General features: G+C 66.1%; 11 protein-coding genes. 4 read left to right on the plus strand and 7 right to left on the minus strand.

What is annotated here, in order from left to right; genetic code table 11:
- Positions 1-107 precede the first annotated feature (107 nt).
- The 4 genes from AC1DV8_RS01570 (at position 108) to AC1DV8_RS01585 (ending at position 9,224) form a co-directional block, all read left to right on the plus strand.
- On the plus strand, positions 108-2,159 hold the full coding sequence (locus AC1DV8_RS01570) for a methyl-accepting chemotaxis protein (protein ID WP_477156212.1): 2,052 nt from the start codon (positions 108-110) through the stop codon (positions 2,157-2,159).
- Between the two features lie 251 nt (positions 2,160-2,410).
- A complete protein-coding gene (locus AC1DV8_RS01575; RefSeq protein ID WP_477156213.1) occupies positions 2,411-4,222 on the plus strand; it encodes a methyl-accepting chemotaxis protein in 1,812 nt (603 codons plus the stop codon).
- Positions 4,223-4,417: 195 nt separating this feature from the next.
- The gene (locus AC1DV8_RS01580) at positions 4,418-6,730 is read left to right on the plus strand and encodes a methyl-accepting chemotaxis protein (RefSeq protein WP_477156214.1); all 2,313 of its coding nucleotides are present in this window, start codon (positions 4,418-4,420) and stop codon (positions 6,728-6,730) included.
- Positions 6,731-6,842: 112 nt separating this feature from the next.
- Complete coding sequence (locus AC1DV8_RS01585) at positions 6,843-9,224, plus strand: methyl-accepting chemotaxis protein (RefSeq protein ID WP_477156215.1); 2,382 nt, start codon at positions 6,843-6,845, stop codon at positions 9,222-9,224.
- 209 nt (positions 9,225-9,433) lie between these two features.
- Here the strand turns inward: AC1DV8_RS01585 and AC1DV8_RS01590 are convergent, their stop codons facing one another.
- The 7 genes from AC1DV8_RS01590 to rsfS all read right to left on the minus strand — a co-directional run bounded on the left by AC1DV8_RS01590 (position 9,434) and on the right by rsfS (position 15,740).
- The gene (locus tag AC1DV8_RS01590) at positions 9,434-10,120 is read right to left on the minus strand and encodes an aspartate/glutamate racemase family protein (RefSeq protein ID WP_477156216.1); all 687 of its coding nucleotides are present in this window, start codon (positions 10,118-10,120) and stop codon (positions 9,434-9,436) included.
- Positions 10,121-10,174: 54 nt separating this feature from the next.
- The gene (locus tag AC1DV8_RS01595; protein ID WP_477148188.1) at positions 10,175-10,699 is read right to left on the minus strand and encodes an RNA pyrophosphohydrolase; all 525 of its coding nucleotides are present in this window, start codon (positions 10,697-10,699) and stop codon (positions 10,175-10,177) included.
- On the minus strand, positions 10,699-11,838 hold the full coding sequence (locus AC1DV8_RS01600; RefSeq protein WP_477156217.1) for a divergent polysaccharide deacetylase family protein: 1,140 nt from the start codon (positions 11,836-11,838) through the stop codon (positions 10,699-10,701). Before AC1DV8_RS01600 ends, AC1DV8_RS01595 begins: the two co-directional genes overlap by 1 nt.
- 125 nt (positions 11,839-11,963) lie before the next feature.
- Positions 11,964-13,322, minus strand: a complete 1,359-nt coding sequence (locus AC1DV8_RS01605) for a S41 family peptidase (RefSeq protein ID WP_477148186.1) — start codon at positions 13,320-13,322, stop codon at positions 11,964-11,966.
- Positions 13,323-13,328: 6 nt separating this feature from the next.
- Positions 13,329-14,792, minus strand: a complete 1,464-nt coding sequence (locus AC1DV8_RS01610; protein ID WP_477148185.1) for a murein hydrolase activator EnvC family protein — start codon at positions 14,790-14,792, stop codon at positions 13,329-13,331.
- A 123-nt stretch (positions 14,793-14,915) separates the two neighbouring features.
- Positions 14,916-15,395 carry a 23S rRNA (pseudouridine(1915)-N(3))-methyltransferase RlmH gene (gene rlmH, locus AC1DV8_RS01615; protein WP_477148184.1) on the minus strand — a complete coding sequence of 160 codons (480 nt, stop codon included), beginning with the start codon at positions 15,393-15,395 and terminating at the stop codon, positions 14,916-14,918.
- 18 nt (positions 15,396-15,413) lie between these two features.
- On the minus strand, positions 15,414-15,740 hold the full coding sequence (gene rsfS, locus AC1DV8_RS01620) for a ribosome silencing factor (RefSeq protein WP_477148502.1): 327 nt from the start codon (positions 15,738-15,740) through the stop codon (positions 15,414-15,416).
- Positions 15,741-15,952: the final 212 nt, after the last annotated feature.

Consider the following 15,952-nt stretch of genomic DNA (forward strand, 5'->3'; position numbering starts at 1 on the left):
CGCATTAACCGCTAGAGCGCACTTTTCGTTAACGACGGGACGCGCGCCGGCCGCGTGCGTTTTCCGGGCCGCCAGAAGGCGGTGGCGTCGGCCGACGGAACTTCAGAATGAAGAACAAGGGTACTGCCGGCGCGGAGACGACGACGCCGGAATACGGCGCGCCGACAACGCCGGCAAACGGGGTCCGGCTCAGGACCCTGGTGTTCGGCCTGTCGGCTACGCTGATGCTGATCGGTGTCGTGGTGGCGGGGGCGAGCTTCTACGTCTCCGCCGAATTCAAGCAATCGGGGAAGACCTCCGAGACGATGATGACGTCGATGCGTGCGCATATGACCGCCGACATGCTGCATGACAGCATGCGCGGGATCGTGTTCCGCGGGCTCTATGCCGGCGTCAGCGGCGACGTTGAGATGGCCAGGGACGCTTACAGCGAGGTGATGAGCTACGGCGCTTCGTTCCGGCAGGCGATCGACTCGCAGAACGCACTGGATCTGCCCGAGAGCATCAAGAACGCGCTCGATGAGGTGAAGGCGCCGCTCGATGCGTACATCAACGCGGCCACCGCACTGGTCGGCAAGGTCAACAAGCTCGACGTAGCCGGCGCCACGGCCGATCTCGCGGCGTTCGATGAGAGCTTCGAGACCTTGGAAGGCCAGATGTCGGCAATCTCGGATGCGATCGAGGCGGCCAATATCGCGCAGTTGCGCGCCGCGGAGCGCAATGCGCTGTTCTCGGACATCGCCACCTGGGGCGGCCTGGTGCTGATCCTCGGGCTGGCACTTGCCACGATGCTGCTGGCGCAGCGCTTCGTCGCCAAGCCGCTGGCGAACATGACCGACGGCTTCCGCCGCCTTTCCGAGGGCGACCTTGAGGTGACGGTGGACGCGAGCCATAGGGTTGCCGAGGTGAACGGGCTCGGCAAGGTGCTCGGAATCTTCCGCGAAGCTCTGCGCAATCGCGACCTGCTGGCAGGCGAGGCGGCTGCGACGGCCAAGGTGACGGTGGCGCGGGCCGATGCGGCGGCGGCACTGAACCGGGAAATCGGCGATGCTGTCGGCGCAGCCCTCGACGGCGACTTCAGCCGCCGGGTGAGTGACGAGTTTGCCGATGAGGACCTGCGGACGCTGGCGTACAGCGTGAACCAGCTGATCGAAACGGTAGATGCTTCGATCGGCGAGACCGGGCAGGTGCTTGGAGCGCTGGCGCAGGCGGACCTGACGCGGCGCATGGAAGGCAGTTATTCGGGATCGCTGAAGAAGCTGATGGACGACACCAATGCGGTGGGCGACCGGCTGACCGAGGTGGTGACGAACCTGCGCTCGACCTCGCGCTCGCTGAAAGTGGCGACGGGCGAAATCCTGTCGGGCGCCAACGACCTCAGTGAACGCACCACCAAGCAGGCGGCGACCATCGAGGAGACCTCGGCGGCGATGGAGCAGCTGGCGGTGACGGTGCTGGAGAATGCCAAGCGCGCGGAATCGGCGAGCAGCAACGCCGCCGATGTGTCGCGTACCGCAGAGCAGGGCGGCGAGGTAATGCGCGAGGCGACTGCGGCGATGGAGCGGATCACGCAATCGTCGGCGAAGATCTCCAACATTATCGGGCTGATCGACGACATCGCGTTCCAGACGAACCTGTTGGCTCTCAATGCCTCAGTGGAAGCGGCGCGGGCGGGTGATGCGGGCAAGGGCTTTGCCGTCGTCGCAGTGGAAGTGCGGCGGCTGGCGCAATCTGCCGCCAGTGCCTCGAGCGAGGTAAAGGTGCTGATCGAACAATCGGGGACGGAAGTCGCCGGCGGTTCGAAGCTGGTGGCGGAGGCGGCGGCCAAGCTTGGGGTGATGCTGGAGGGCGCGCGCACCAACTACGAGCTGCTGCAGGGCATTGCCGGCGAAAGCCGGGCCCAGGCCTCCTCGATCGAGGAGGTCAACGTTGCCGTGCGGACGCTGGATGAGATGACGCAGCACAACGCCGCGCTGGTCGAGCAGACCAATGCGGCGATCGAGCAGACGGAGTCGCAGGCGGGCGAGCTCGACCGCATCGTCGACGTCTTCACGGTGAGCGAGGCGAGCGTGGCGGCACCGGTACCCCGGGCGACGGCGCGGCGCGCCTACCTCACCCAGGGCAACGCAGCGATCAAGGCGGACTGGGACGAGTTCTAGTGGCCAATTAGCCTGGATAGCCGATGAAAGGGCGCCTTCCGGCGCCCTTTTTCGTTTGAGCGGCGGAATATTACCCGACAGGCCGCCAAAGTACGCATCGGCCCGTACTGCGCGATAACTGCTCTCCCTCCCCCGATAGGTAAACCTCATGGTGTACCGCGGGTTAATGCGCACCACCGGCTTGGAGGTTCCTCAAGCGGATTACGGTTGAAATCGCATCGATCGCAGAAGCGGTTTTGGGGGCAGAAGTCATGGGTCAATCAATTTTCGCCGGATTTTCCGGCGGTTCGCATTCGGACGACCGCAGCAAGGTCGATGCGATCATGCGAAGCCAGGCGGTGATCGAGTTCATGCTCGATGGCACCATCGTTACGGCGAACAGCAACTTCCTCGGCGCGGTGGGCTATTCGCTGGAAGAAGTGCGGGGCAAGCATCACCGGATGTTCGTCGATCCGGCGTTCTCGCAGACGGCGGAGTATGCCGAGTTCTGGCGGGCGCTGGGCGCCGGGCAGTTCCAGTCGGGCGAGTATCGCCGCTTCGGCAAGGGCGGCAGGGAGATCTGGCTGCAGGCCACTTACAACCCGATCCTCGACAAGGCAGGCAAGCCGGTCCGGGTGATCAAGTTCGCCGCCGACATCACCGAGCAGAAGAACCGCGCGGCGGACATGGCCGGGCAGGTGGCGGCGATCGGCCGGGCCCAGGCAGTAATCGAGTTCAAGCTCGATGGCACCGTCATCACCGCCAACGAGAATTTCCTTGGTGCGCTGGGCTACCGGCTCGAGGAAATCCAGGGGCGGCACCACCGGATGTTCGTCGATCCGGGCTACGGCGCGAGCGCCGAGTACGATCAGTTCTGGGCGCGGCTGCGCGGCGGCGAGTTCATCTCGTCGGAGTTCAAGCGGCTGGGCAAGGGCGGTAAGGAGGTCTGGATCATGGCCTCGTACAACCCGGTATTCGATGCGGCGGGCAAGCCGATGAAGGTGGTGAAGTTCGCCTCCGACATCACCGAGCGAAAGCGGTCCGAAGCAATCATCGAGTTGCTCAAGACCTCGTTGGCGCGGATGGCCGAGGGCGACCTGGGCGGTCGGGTGGATACCCAGTTCACCGGGCAATATGAGGGGCTGCGGCAGGCGTTCAACGCCTCGCTGGAGCGGATCACGGAGATCATTACCTCGCTGCAGACGACGTCGCGAGCGCTGAAGACGGCGACCGGGGAGATCCTCTCGGGGGCGAACGATCTTAGCGAGCGCACCACCAAGCAGGCGGCGACGATCGAGGAGACGTCGGCCTCGATGGAGCAACTGGCGTCCACCGTCACCGAGAATGCCAAGCGTGCGGCCGATGCCTCGAACAAGGCGCAGGATGTCAGCCGGACGGCGACCGAGGGCGGCGCGGTGATGGAGAAGGCGACGGCGGCGATGGAGCGAATCACCACCTCGTCGGGCAAGATCTCCAACATCATCGGCATGATCGACGACATCGCATTCCAGACCAACCTGTTGGCACTGAACGCGTCGGTAGAAGCGGCGCGGGCCGGAGATGCCGGCAAGGGCTTCGCCGTGGTGGCGGTGGAAGTGCGGCGGCTGGCGCAATCGGCGGCGAGTGCCTCGAGCGAGGTGAAGGCGCTGATCGAGCAGTCGGGCGCCGAAGTCGCCGGTGGCTCGAAGCTGGTGGCGGAGGCAGCGCAGAAGCTGGTTGCGATGCTGGAGACGGCACGCGAAAGCTCGGCCCTGATCGAGGGCATCGCCACGGCGAGCCGCGAGCAGGCCGGCGCCATCGACGAGGTGAGCTCGGCGGTGCGGGCGCTCGACGAGATGACCCAGCAGAACGCGGCGCTGGTGGAACAGACCAATGCGGCGATCGAGCAGACCGAGGGCCAGGCCAACGAGCTCGACAGGATCGTCGACGTGTTCTCGATCGACGACGCCGGCAGCGCCATGGCGCCGGTGGAGATGCCGCGCGGTGGCTCGATAAAGACGCTGCAGCACAAGGTGAAGGCGGCGACCAAGAGCTATCTCAGCAATGGCAACGCCGCGATCGCCAAGGACTGGGCCGAATTCTGATCGGCACAATGCCGGTCGCGGAGCGGCGCCCTCGTTGATCCATGATGACCCCGACCACGCAGGTGGCCGGGGTCGTGCTTTGCGGGCCGAGTTCCTCTGCCTATTTTTGCAGCAGATGCCATCGTGCTTGACCGTTCCTTAACGGCGCACCGCGTTCAATGCAGTAGAAGCATTACTCGGCAGGAGCCGTTCCGCATGCGCATTCGTTCCTTGTCCCTCAAAGTGGCTCTGATGGGGGGCGCCGCGCTTGCGGCGGTCTTCGCCATCGGCATGACCGTGCTGGTGCTGCAAGTCGGCGGCACGATCGAAACGCAGACCCGCCAGCTGCAGGCCCAGACGACCACCGGCATTGCCGGCGAGGTGAAGGCCGAGCTGATGCGCGGCGAACGGGCGGCCGAGGGGATCATCACGGCGCTCGAAGGGATGCATGCGGCCGGGGTCGTGGACCGCGCGGTCTACGATGCGACCATCCGCCAGTTCCTCGAGAACAATACGAACCTGCTCGGTGCATGGTCGGGCTGGGAGCCCAATGCGCTCGACGGCAACGATGCGGCGGCGGTCGGCAAGCCGGGGCACGACGCGACCGGGCGCTACATCCCTTACTGGAACCGCGGGTCGGGGCAGATCGTCCTCGAGGCGCTGACCGGCTACGACCAGCCGGGCGCCGGCGACTACTACCTGAAGCCCAAGGAGCTGAACCGCGTCGTCGCCATCGAGCCCTACAGCTACACGGTCGCCGGCAAGGACATGCTGATCATGTCGTTCGGCGGGCCGATCACATCGGGCGGCAAGTATATGGGCACCGGCGGCGTCGACCTGGCGCTGGGCGACATCAACACGCGCATGACCGATATCAAGCCGTTCGGCACCGGTCACATCATCATCGTCTCGGCGACGGGCATCGTTGTTGCGCATCCGGACGCGACGATGATCGGCAAGACTCTCGATCCGGCGGACCCGGTCGGCGTGATCTTTGCCAGCGCACTGGCAGACAATGCGGTCAAGGATAAGGACAGCACTGGCGCCGACGGCGTGGCGCTGCGCCAGACGGCGGTGCCGTTCAGTGTCGGTGGCACGGATGACCGCTGGGTGGTGATCGCCAGCGTGCCGATTGCGACGCTGGAAGCGGCGGCGACCGAAGGGCGCAACACCATTCTCGTGCTGTCGGCGCTCTGCGTCATCGTCGCCTGCACGATCCTGTTCCTGCTGCTCCGCATGCTGGTCGGCGGGCCGCTCGGCGCAATGGGCCGGACGGTCAAGACCATGGCGGAGGGCAACTACTCGGTCACGGTGCCGGAGACGGCGCGTGTCGACGAAGTGGGTACGCTCGCTCGCGCTGTCGAGGTGTTCCGCCAGAATGGCATGAAGGTCGCCGAGATGACTGAGGCCGAGGCGGTGCGCATCGTCCGCGACCAGGAGGCGCGCGTGCAGATGATGGCGGAGCTCCAGGGTGCGTTCGGCGACGTGGTGGATGCTGCGATCGACGGCGATTTCTCGAGGCGGGTCGCCGCGGAGTTCCCCGATGCCGAGCTCAACGCACTGGCCGGGAGCGTCAACCAGCTGGTGGAGACGGTGGATCGCGGGCTGAGCGAGACTGGCGAAGTGCTGTCGGCGCTGGCACAGACCGACCTGACACATCGGGTCAACGGCCAATATGGCGGTGCCTTTGCGCGACTGAAGGATGACACCAACCTCGTGGCCGAGCGGCTGACTGAGATCGTCGGGCAGCTGAAGGGAACATCGCGCGGACTGAAGACGGCTACGGGCGAAATCCTCTCGGGTGCCAACGACCTCAGCGAGCGCACCACCAAGCAGGCGGCGACCATCGAGGAGACGTCGGCGGCGATGGAGCAGCTGGCGTCGACTGTCACTGCCAATGCGCAGAACGCCCAGCAGGCGAGCGAGGCGGCGGGGCGGGTGACGCTGGCGGCCGAGCAGGGCGGCGGCGTGATGCAGCAGGCGAACGCTGCGATGGAGCGGATCACCTCGTCGTCGGGCAAGATTTCCAACATCATCGGTATGATCGACGACATTGCGTTCCAGACGAACCTCCTGGCCCTCAACGCTTCCGTCGAAGCGGCGCGGGCCGGCGACGCCGGCAAGGGCTTCGCGGTGGTGGCGGTGGAGGTGCGGCGGCTGGCCCAGTCGGCGGCCGGCGCCTCGTCCGAAGTGAAGGCGCTGATCGAGCAGTCGGGGACCGAGGTCAGCACCGGGTCGCGGCTGGTGGCCGAGGCAGCGGACAAGCTCGAAGCCATCCTCGGGGCGGCGCGCTCGTCGAACCAGCTGATGGAAAAGATCGCGCGCGACAGCCACGAGCAGGCCTCGGCGATCGAAGAGGTGAACACCGCCGTCAGGACGATGGATGAAATGACCCAGCACAACGCGGCGCTGGTCGAACAGACCAATGCGGCGATCGAACAGACCGAAGCGCAGGCGTCGGAGCTCGATCGGATCGTCGAGGTGTTCAACGTGGCGGACGCCAGTCGGGGGATGCGGCGGGCGGCCTGAGGCCGGCCGTTGCATGTTTAACGCGCCCTTAAATTCGGATCCCTAAGGTATGGCTCGCGCAGCAGAAGGCGCGGGCCGCCTGGCGGTCAGGACAGAAGACCTCGGGGAAAAGATGAAGGCATTCACGATCTCGCGGAAGCTGCCGCTGGTGCTGCTGGCCTCGGCTCTGTTGGTGGGCGCTGGGGTTGGCTCGGCGAGCTATCTGATCGGCTCGAGCGCGCTGGGCACGCAGGCGCGACAGAACCTCTCGACGCTGGCTTTCGAGCGCGCCAACCAGCTTGGCGCCTACATGAAGTCGGTCGAGGCCGACCTGGTCGCCACGGCGAGCGCCGATGCGACGATCCAGGCGTTGAGGGATTTCGCCGGCGCGTGGCTGCAGATCAAGGATCCTGATCCGGCGGGTGCGCTGAAGAAGGTCTATGTGTCCGACAATCCGAACGCGGCCGACAAGCGGCTGCTGCTCGACACGCCCCAGACGACGCTGACCTACGCAACCCCGCACACCAAGGTGCAGCCGCATTTCCGCGAGCAGATCCTCGCGGCCGGCTATGGTGACCTTTATCTGTTCGATACCAAGGGGCTGCTGGTCTATTCGACCGCCAAGCAGGACGATTTCGCGACGAGTTTCGTCGACGGGCCCTATGCCAAGACGGGCCTCGGCGATGCCGCCCGCAAGGCGCTGGAAATCGAGTCGCCGACGGAGACGGCATTCGCAGATTTCGCCAGCTATCCCGGCGCGGCCGAGGCGATGGCGTTCTTCGCCAAGCCGGTGTTCAACGCGCAGGGCCGCAAGATCGGCGCGGTGGCCTTTCAGCTGCCGGCCAGCCGGCTTGCCCCAGTCATTGACAACCGCACCGGGCTCGGGACCAGCGGAGAGACGCTGATCGTCGGGGCGGATGGGTTCGTGCGGTCCGATTCTGCCTTCACGGCGGAGAGCGACGTTTTGACGGCGACAATCGACAGTCCAGCCATTACTGCGGCCCTCAGCGGCACCGCGTCGTCGGGCGAGCTCAAGGGTTATCGCGGCGGCACGTTCCTCGTCGCGGCGGCGCCGGTCGAGGCGCCGGGGCTCGACTGGGCACTGGCGGCGGCGATGGACGAGAACGAGGTGTTCGCGCCGATCGCCGAGATGCGGAACATGATGCTGGAGGTGGCGGCGGGGCTGCTACTGCTGGTCGCGGCGGCGGGCTTCGTGTTCGCGCGGACAATCACCCGGCCGATCACCCGGCTGACCCAGACCATGGAGCGGCTGGCCGAAGGCAAGCTCGACACTGAGGTCGCGGGTGTCGGGCGTGGCGACGAGCTGGGCGCCATGGCCAAGGCGGTTGAGATCTTCAAGGAGAATGCGCTGAAGGTCAGCCAGATGACCGAAGCCGAGGCGGTGCGCATCGTCCGCGACCAGGAGGCGCGGGTGAAGATGATGGCCGAGCTGCAGCAGGCGTTCGGCGATGTGGTCGATGCGGCGATCGACGGCGATTTCACCAGGCGCGTGGCGGCCGAGTTCCCGGATGCGGAGCTCAACACGCTGGCTGGCAGCGTCAACCAGCTGGTCGAGACGGTGGATCGCGGGTTGGGCGAGACCGGCGAGGTGCTGTCGGCACTGGCGCAGACCGACCTGACGCAGCGGGTGAACGGCGAGTATGGCGGGGCTTTCGCGCGGCTGAAGGACGATACCAATGCGGTGGCCGAGCGGCTCACCGAGATCGTCGGCCAGTTGAAGGGCACGTCGCGGTCGCTGAAGACGGCGACGGGCGAGATCCTGTCGGGGGCCAATGATCTGAGCGAGCGCACGACCCGGCAGGCGGCGACCATCGAGGAGACGTCGGCGGCGATGGAGCAGCTGGCGGCGACGGTGAGCGCCAATTCCCAGAACGCGCAACAGGCGAGCCAGGCGGCGGGGCGGGTGACGCTGGCGGCAGAGCAGGGCGGCGTGGTGATGCAGGATGCCAACACGGCGATGGAGCGGATCACCACCTCGTCGGGCAAGATCTCCAACATCATCGGCATGATCGACGATATCGCGTTCCAGACCAACCTGTTGGCGTTGAACGCGTCGGTGGAAGCGGCACGGGCGGGGGATGCCGGCAAGGGCTTCGCCGTGGTTGCGGTGGAAGTGCGGCGGCTGGCGCAATCGGCGGCGGGCGCCTCGAGCGAGGTAAAGGCGCTGATCGAGCAATCGGGCAGCGAGGTGAAGGCCGGCTCGCGCCTGGTGGCCGAGGCGGCGGAAAAGCTCGGGGCGATCCTCGTAGCGGCGCGCTCGTCCAATCAGCTGATGGAGAAGATCGCGCGCGACAGCCACGAGCAGGCCTCGGCGATCGACGAGGTCAACACCGCCGTGCGGACGATGGATGAGATGACCCAGCACAACGCAGCGCTGGTCGAGGAGACCAACGCGGCGATCGAACAGACCGAGGCGCAGGCCAGCGAGCTGGATCGGATCGTCGAGGTGTTCCAGGTGGTGGAGCAGACCGGCGGGATGCGGCGGGCGGCTTGATCCGAGTCCGGGTCGGTGTGACCTATCCCACCCACCGCCGTCATCCCGGCGAAAGCCGGGACCCACCGCTCAGTTGGTGGGTCTGACGGAGATCGTGCCGGTCTTTCGCTGAAGGATCGGCACTGCTAGCGTGCGCTGATCGGCCCGCGCATTGGGTCCCGGCTTTCGCCGGGATGAGGATCGAGGTTGTGGCGCTGTGGTGCCCGGTCTCAGCCCAAAGCCGCAGCCACCAACGCCTTGGCGTGCAAATCCGTCGTGTCATAGGTCGGGAGCGGGCTGACGCTGTCGTCGATCAGCATGCAGATCTCAGTGCAGCCGAGGATCACCGCTTCGGCGCCGCGGCCCTGCAGGCGGGTGATGGCGTCGACATAGGTGCGGCGCGACTCGTCGCGGACGATGCCGAGGCAGAGCTCCTCGTAGATGATGCCGTTGAGATTGGTGATGCCGACATCGGGCACCAGCACCTCGAGCCCGCGTGCCTCCAGTCCTTCGATGTAGAAGCGCTTTTCCATGGTGAAGCGGGTGCCGAGCAGCCCGACTTTGCCTATGCCGTCGGCAATCAGCGCGTCGGCGGTGGGCGCCGAGACGTGGACGAAGGGCACGCCGAGTGCCGCAACGATCTGCGGGGCGCAGATGTGCATGGTGTTGGTGGCGAGGCCGATGACGCCGGCGCCCTGCGCTTCAAGCGATTTCCCGATGCTGGCGAGGATCTCACCGGCACCGTCCCAGTTGCCGGCCCGCTGCATTGCCTCGATGGGGGCGAAATCGACCGAGTGGACGATGACCGGGGCGGAGTGGAGGCCGCCGAGGCGGGCCGCCGTCTCGCGGTTGAGGATGGCGTAGTAGTGAGCCGTGGATTCCCAGCTCATGCCGCCGATGAGGCCGATGGTTTTCATGATCCACAGATGGCGCGGATTGGCGGGGGAGGCAAGGGTGGCCGTCTGCCTCAGCTAGCCCCTGATCCCCGCTGGCACGTCCTTGAACGCTTCGACGATCTTGAGATACGCCTCGCGCTTGAACGGGACGATCAGGTCGGGGAGCGTTTCGAGCTTTTCCCAGCGCCACTTGTCGAACTCGGCGGGATGCGCGCCGCCACCGGGGTTGAGGACGTCGATGTCGCTGTCCTTGCCGGTGAAGCGGAAGGCGAACCAGCGCTGGCGCTGGCCGCGGTACTTGCCCTTTAGCGCGATGCCGAGCGCCTCGTCGGGGAGATCGTAATAGATCCACTCGGGGGCTTCGGCGATCAGCTCGACCGAACGGATCGAGGTTTCCTCGAACAGTTCGCGATAGGCGGTGTCTACAGGCTTTTCGCCCTTGTCGATGCCGCCCTGCGGCATCTGCCAGGGAGAATCGGCCTCGGATGTGACCTCCGGGTTGCCGGCGGGCATGCGGCGGCCAACGAAAACCAAGCCTTCGGCGTTGAACACGGCAGTGCCGACGCAGTCGCGATAGGGTAGCTCTTCGCGCTTGGGCATTACTTGTCTCCCATCAGGGCGCTGGCCGGCACGATCTCGAAACCGCGCTCGGCGAGGCCGGCGGCCCACTCGGTAACGGCTTCGACGGAGACCGGCAAGGCCGAGACGATGCCGATGGCGGAGCCGTTGTCGCGCGCCTGCTTTTCTAGCGCGGTGAGGGCGGCGAGAATGGGGCCGCGGGCGGGATTGGCGTCGATCATGGCGTCGACGCGGTTGAACGGCACGCGGTTGGCGCGCGCCAGTTGCGGGGCAAGTGAGCGGTTGGAGGAGCCGTCGTCGAGATAACCGAGGCCGCGGGCGCCGAGCTCTTCCATCATCGGGCCGAAATCGGCGCCGGAGGCGGTAAAGCGGGCGCCCATGTTGTTGATCAGCCCGACATAGCCGGAGAAGCTGCTCATTACCTTGAACAGCTTGGTGAGGTTGTCGCGCGGCGCCTGCCCGGTGAGCAGGGTATCCGGGCCCGGATCGTTCTCGGGGTAATCGAAAGGCTCGAGCGGCACTTCGAGGAAGATCTCGTGACCGTCGGCACGGGCTTCGCCGACCGTGCGTTCGAGGGTCTTGCCATAGGGGGCGAAGGCCAGCGTCACGTCTTCGGGCAGCTTGGCGATGGCGTCGAGCGTACCGTTGAGGTTGAGACCGAGGCCGGAGACGACGATGGCGATCTGCGGCTTGCCGCCTGAGGTGGCCGGTGTGTCGGATGGACGCGAGTAGGCGTCGAACGGCCGAATACCCGTGCCGGAGACACGGGGGATGGGGCCGAACTCGGTGTCCTCGAGCAGCTCCGGATCGGTCGTGGCGGGATCGGCGATCGCCATCTCGGCGGGATCGGCCGGCGCGGTGACGGTTTCGGCCGGGAACATCTCGGGGTCGGCGGTGATGGTCACTTCGCTCGGGCCGGCGACGGCGCCGGCGACACTGTTGGAAGGGGTGGCGCCGGCGATATCGACGGTGGCGCTCGGGCGGCCGCCATCAGGGTCGTCGACCAGCATGATGCGGGCGGTGACGCCAAGGCCGATCAGCGCGACGAGGCCGATGGCGATGCGGGTGACGGGGATGTGGCGCCGGAGCAGCGCACCGCCGGTGGCGGCCTTGGCCTGCCTGGCCTTGCGGCGAACGAGGGGCGCGCTGAGGTCGCTCATATGGTCGGGCCTTCATCCCAGGTCACGGGAATCGAACGGGGCGGCGAATCGGGCCGCCCCGGGTCAGGCTCATTGTGTGTCGGGCAAAGGGTAAGGAAGCGTTAACCCTGTTGCGGAGTTTGCTGTCAGCCGGCGGACTTGGGCGGGAAGGCGGCGTTGGTCTCGAGGCCGTCGATCAGCTTGATGGCGTACTGCAGCTGGTTGTCCTTGTCCTTTTCGGCAGGGACATAGACGGAGGAGCCGACGGTTGCCTTCTCCTCGGTGCCACCGCCGATTTCGCCAGGCAGCGCCGCTTCGCCGATGATCTCGTCGCGGCCCTTGAACTCCTCGGGGACGTCCTGGGTGATCAGGATGTCGGGCTGGATGCCGGAGGCCTGGATCGAGCGATTGTTCGGGGTGTAGTAGCGGGCCGTGGTCAGGCGCATCGCACCATCGGCACCAAGTGGGATGATAGACTGCACCGAACCCTTGCCGAACGAGCGGGTGCCCACCAGGGTCGCCCGCTTGTGGTCCTGCAGCGCGCCGGCAACGATCTCGGCCGCCGAGGCCGAGCCGCCATTGATCAGCACCACCATCGGCACATCGGCGAGCTTCTTGTCGAGCGCGTCGGGCTTGGCGTCGTAGCGCGAGCTTTCGCTGTCGATGCGGCCACGGGTCAGCACCACGGCGCCCTGCGGCAGGAAGGCATCGGAGACGAACACGGCCTGGTCGACGAGGCCGCCCGGGTTGTTGCGCAAATCGAGGATGATGCCCTTGGGGGGCTTGCCGTCACGCGCCTTGTAGATGTCGTCGACGGCCTTCTGGATGCCGACGAAGGCCTGCTCGGAGAAGCGGGCGAGGCGGATGACGCCGACATCGCCTTCCATGGTCATGCGGGCGGCGCGGGTGGCGATGATGTCGCGGGTGAGCTCGAACTTCAGGGGCTCGGTGACGCCTTCGCGGACCACCGTGACGGTGATCTTCGAACCAACCTGGCCGCGCATCTTCTCGACTGCCTGGTCGAGCGTCAGGCCCTGGACCTGGGTGCCGTCGAGCTCGACGATGAAGTCGTTGGCGAGGATGCCGGCCTTGGCCGCGGGAGTGTCATCGATGGGCGAGACCACCTTGATGACCCCGTCTTCCATCTGCACTTCGATGCCGAGACCGCCGAACTGGCCGGTAGTGTCTTCCTGCACGTCGGAATACTCGACCGGCTCCATGTAGCCCGAATGCGGGTCGAGCGAGGTGAGCATGCCCTGGAGCGCCGCGTGGATGAGCTTTCGCTCATCGGGCGCTTCGACATATTCGGCGCGGATGCGGTCGAACACTTCGCCGAACAGGTCGAGATCGGAGTAAACCTCGTCGGAGGTGCGCGGCGCACTGGCGGGAACGGCTGCGTCGGCTGCCGGCGGCGTCTGGTCCTGCGCAATCAGTGGAGCACAGGCGAGCCCGAGCGTGAACACGGCAGCCATCGAAGCGACTATGCGGAGGGGCGTCAAACGCATCAAATTCTATCCACTCTGGGTTGGAACCGAAGCCACCGACCACCATCCCGTGGGGTCGACGGGTTCATTGTTCTTTCGCATTTCAATATAGAGGGTCGGGCGGGAGACACCAGCACTGGTCGCGACGGTACGGCCAATTGTCTGTGATCCCATAGAGCCGACGGGTTCTCCCATCATCACGAACTGGCCGATCTGCACATCGACCTTGTCCAGTCCGGCCAAAAGGATGGTGTAGTCCTGTCCTGCATTGAGGATGACGATTTGGCCATAATTGAGGTAGTCGCCCTGGAACAGCACCCAGCCATCGGCGGGTGAGACCACCTGGGCGTCGGCGCGAGTGACCACGGAGAGGCCGCGCGAAATGCCGCCGAAGCCGTCGCCGGCGCCATAATCGATCACCGTGACGCCGCTCGAGGGCATTGTGAGGAAGCCCTTGGCCTGGGCGAACGGCACCGCCGGCTCGGTCCGGTTGGTGTTGGCGAGAGCGAGGCGGACCGTGTCCTGGTCGAGCGTCGGCGTGCTGCCGCCGGCATTGGCGGTAGCGGTGGCCTCGGCAGCGGTAGCGACGGCAGCGGCGCGCTTCTGCAGGTCGTCGATCAGCTGCTTGAGCGAGGTTGCCTTGTCAGCCAGGGCCTGGGCCTCGGCCTCTTCGGCGGCGAGCGCCGTGGTGGCGCGGTTTTCGTTTTCCTTGCGGGCGGCAATCAGCGTGCCGATCCGCAGCTGCTCTTCCTCGAGGATTTCGAGGTTGGCTTCGAGCTTGCCCTGCTGTTCGAGGGCATCGGCCTTGATCTGGCCGAGCTTGGTCAGGTCGGCCATCACGGTGTCGGCCTTCTTCTGCAGCTCGGGCAGGATGGCAGAGATGAGGATCGCCGAGCGGGCGGAACCCAGCGCGTCGGACGGGTTGACGATCAGCGCCGGAGGCGGGTTGCGGGAGATGCGCTCGAGCGCCGCCAGCACGTTGGAGATGTTGTTGTCGGCGCCATCGAGCCGGCCACGGACTTCGAGTTCCTGGACGATCAGGTCGCCGAGCTTGTCCTCGAGCGCCGCAATGTCGGTTTCGGCCCGCTTCACCCGTTCGGCGGCGGCGATCAGGGCGGCATTCTGCTTATTGCGATCGCCCTGCATGTCGGCGATCTCTTTTTTCAGCGCGTCGGCCCGCTCCTTGGTGACCGAGATCGAGGCCTCGATCTCGGTGAGCGCCTTCTGCTGCTCGGCCATTGCCGGATCGACTGGCGGGGCCAGCGGCTCGACACTATCGACGGAAGGGCGGAGGTTGAGGTCGGTGGTGGATGGCGTAGCCCCCTGCGGCGTAGCGTCGGGGGCGGCCGGTGTTGCGGCGGCGGGAGCTGCATCGGGCGCGGTAGTGGGCGCTTCCGGCGTCGCCTGTTGGGCGAGCGCGGCGGTGGCAAGCGCCAGCGCCAGAACGGCGCCTCCGGCGATTGCACGTCTCGACCAGCCCTTTGCCGGCATCAAACTTCCACGTCCACCCGAATCATGATCACGCGACCATAGCGCAGAGGCCGATAGTCCGGGGGTTTGTCTTTTGAATGGCGACGAATGTCGTGGTCCGGGGCCACAGCCTCGATGTGGGGCTCACTCCCGGTGGTACGGGTGGCCCGACAATATCGTGGTGGTCCGATAGAGCTGCTCGGCCAGCATGATGCGGACCAGCTGGTGCGGCCAGGTGAGGGGGGAGAAGCTCAGCGTCAGGTCGGCTTCGCGCACGAAGGCGGGATCGAGACCGTCAGCGCCGCCGATGATGAAGCTGACCGCTGTGCGGCCGTCGTCGCGCCAGCGGGCAAGCTGCTGCGCAAAGGCCGGCGACGGCATGGTCCTGCCGTGCTCGTCGAGGGCGATGCGGATCCCTTCTGGGAGGGCGGCGCGGAGAGTTGCGGCCTCGTCGGCTTTGCGGCCGTCGCTGGTGGTGGCGCGGGATTCAGCGAATTCGAGCACGTCGAAACCGGTCAGCGCGAGAGGCTTTCCCGATGCCTTGGCGCGATCGAGATAGCGCGCGACGAGTTCACGCTCGGGGCCCTGCTTCATCCGGCCGATGGCGGCAATCGCGATGCGCAAGGCGAGGACGCCGACGGACTAGCGACCGTCGGCGGCGAAATCGACCGCCCACATCTTCTCGATGTTGTAGAACTCGCGCACTTCGGGCCGGAAGATATGGACGATGACGTCACCGGCATCGACCAGCACCCAGTCGGCGTGCGGCAGTCCCTCGATCCGCGGCTTGCCAAAGCCACCTTCGCGGAGCGCTTTCACCAGCTGGTCGGCAACGGCGCCGACATGGCGGTTCGAGCGGCCCGACGTCACCACCATATGGTCGGTGAGCGACGACTTGCCGGTGATGTCGATAGCAACGGTCTGCTCGGCCTTGGCGTCGTCAAGGCTATGCAGCACCAGATCGATCATGCGGGGTTCAACGGCGACCTCGGTCACCGGGGCGGGTTCGGTCTTCTTCTTGGGCGATGCCATCAAATGGCCTCAGCCCATGCAAGACAAGCACGGGTCATGCGTGTTTCAGCTGTCCTTGGTTGTGGGGTCGAAAGGCTCGCAAAAGCGCAGCTATCGTTGTTGTCCCATCCTGAGTGGCGAATAACCACTACTCCTTCAATATGACGCTT

It is taken from the genome of Devosia sp. P3_B2 (assembly GCF_056402875.1).

Coding starts and splice junctions, on each gene's coding strand:
- AC1DV8_RS01570 (WP_477156212.1), top strand. CDS start 108: ATGAAGAACAAGGGTACTGCCGGCGCGGAGACGACGACGCCGGAATAC.
- AC1DV8_RS01575 (WP_477156213.1), top strand. CDS start 2,411: ATGGGTCAATCAATTTTCGCCGGATTTTCCGGCGGTTCGCATTCGGAC.
- AC1DV8_RS01580 (WP_477156214.1), top strand. CDS start 4,418: ATGCGCATTCGTTCCTTGTCCCTCAAAGTGGCTCTGATGGGGGGCGCC.
- AC1DV8_RS01585 (WP_477156215.1), top strand. CDS start 6,843: ATGAAGGCATTCACGATCTCGCGGAAGCTGCCGCTGGTGCTGCTGGCC.
- AC1DV8_RS01590 (WP_477156216.1), bottom strand. CDS start 10,120: ATGAAAACCATCGGCCTCATCGGCGGCATGAGCTGGGAATCCACGGCT.
- AC1DV8_RS01595 (WP_477148188.1), bottom strand. CDS start 10,699: ATGCCCAAGCGCGAAGAGCTACCCTATCGCGACTGCGTCGGCACTGCC.
- AC1DV8_RS01600 (WP_477156217.1), bottom strand. CDS start 11,838: ATGAGCGACCTCAGCGCGCCCCTCGTTCGCCGCAAGGCCAGGCAGGCC.
- AC1DV8_RS01605 (WP_477148186.1), bottom strand. CDS start 13,322: ATGCGTTTGACGCCCCTCCGCATAGTCGCTTCGATGGCTGCCGTGTTC.
- AC1DV8_RS01610 (WP_477148185.1), bottom strand. CDS start 14,792: ATGCCGGCAAAGGGCTGGTCGAGACGTGCAATCGCCGGAGGCGCCGTT.
- rsfS (WP_477148502.1), bottom strand. CDS start 15,740: ATGATCGATCTGGTGCTGCATAGCCTTGACGACGCCAAGGCCGAGCAG.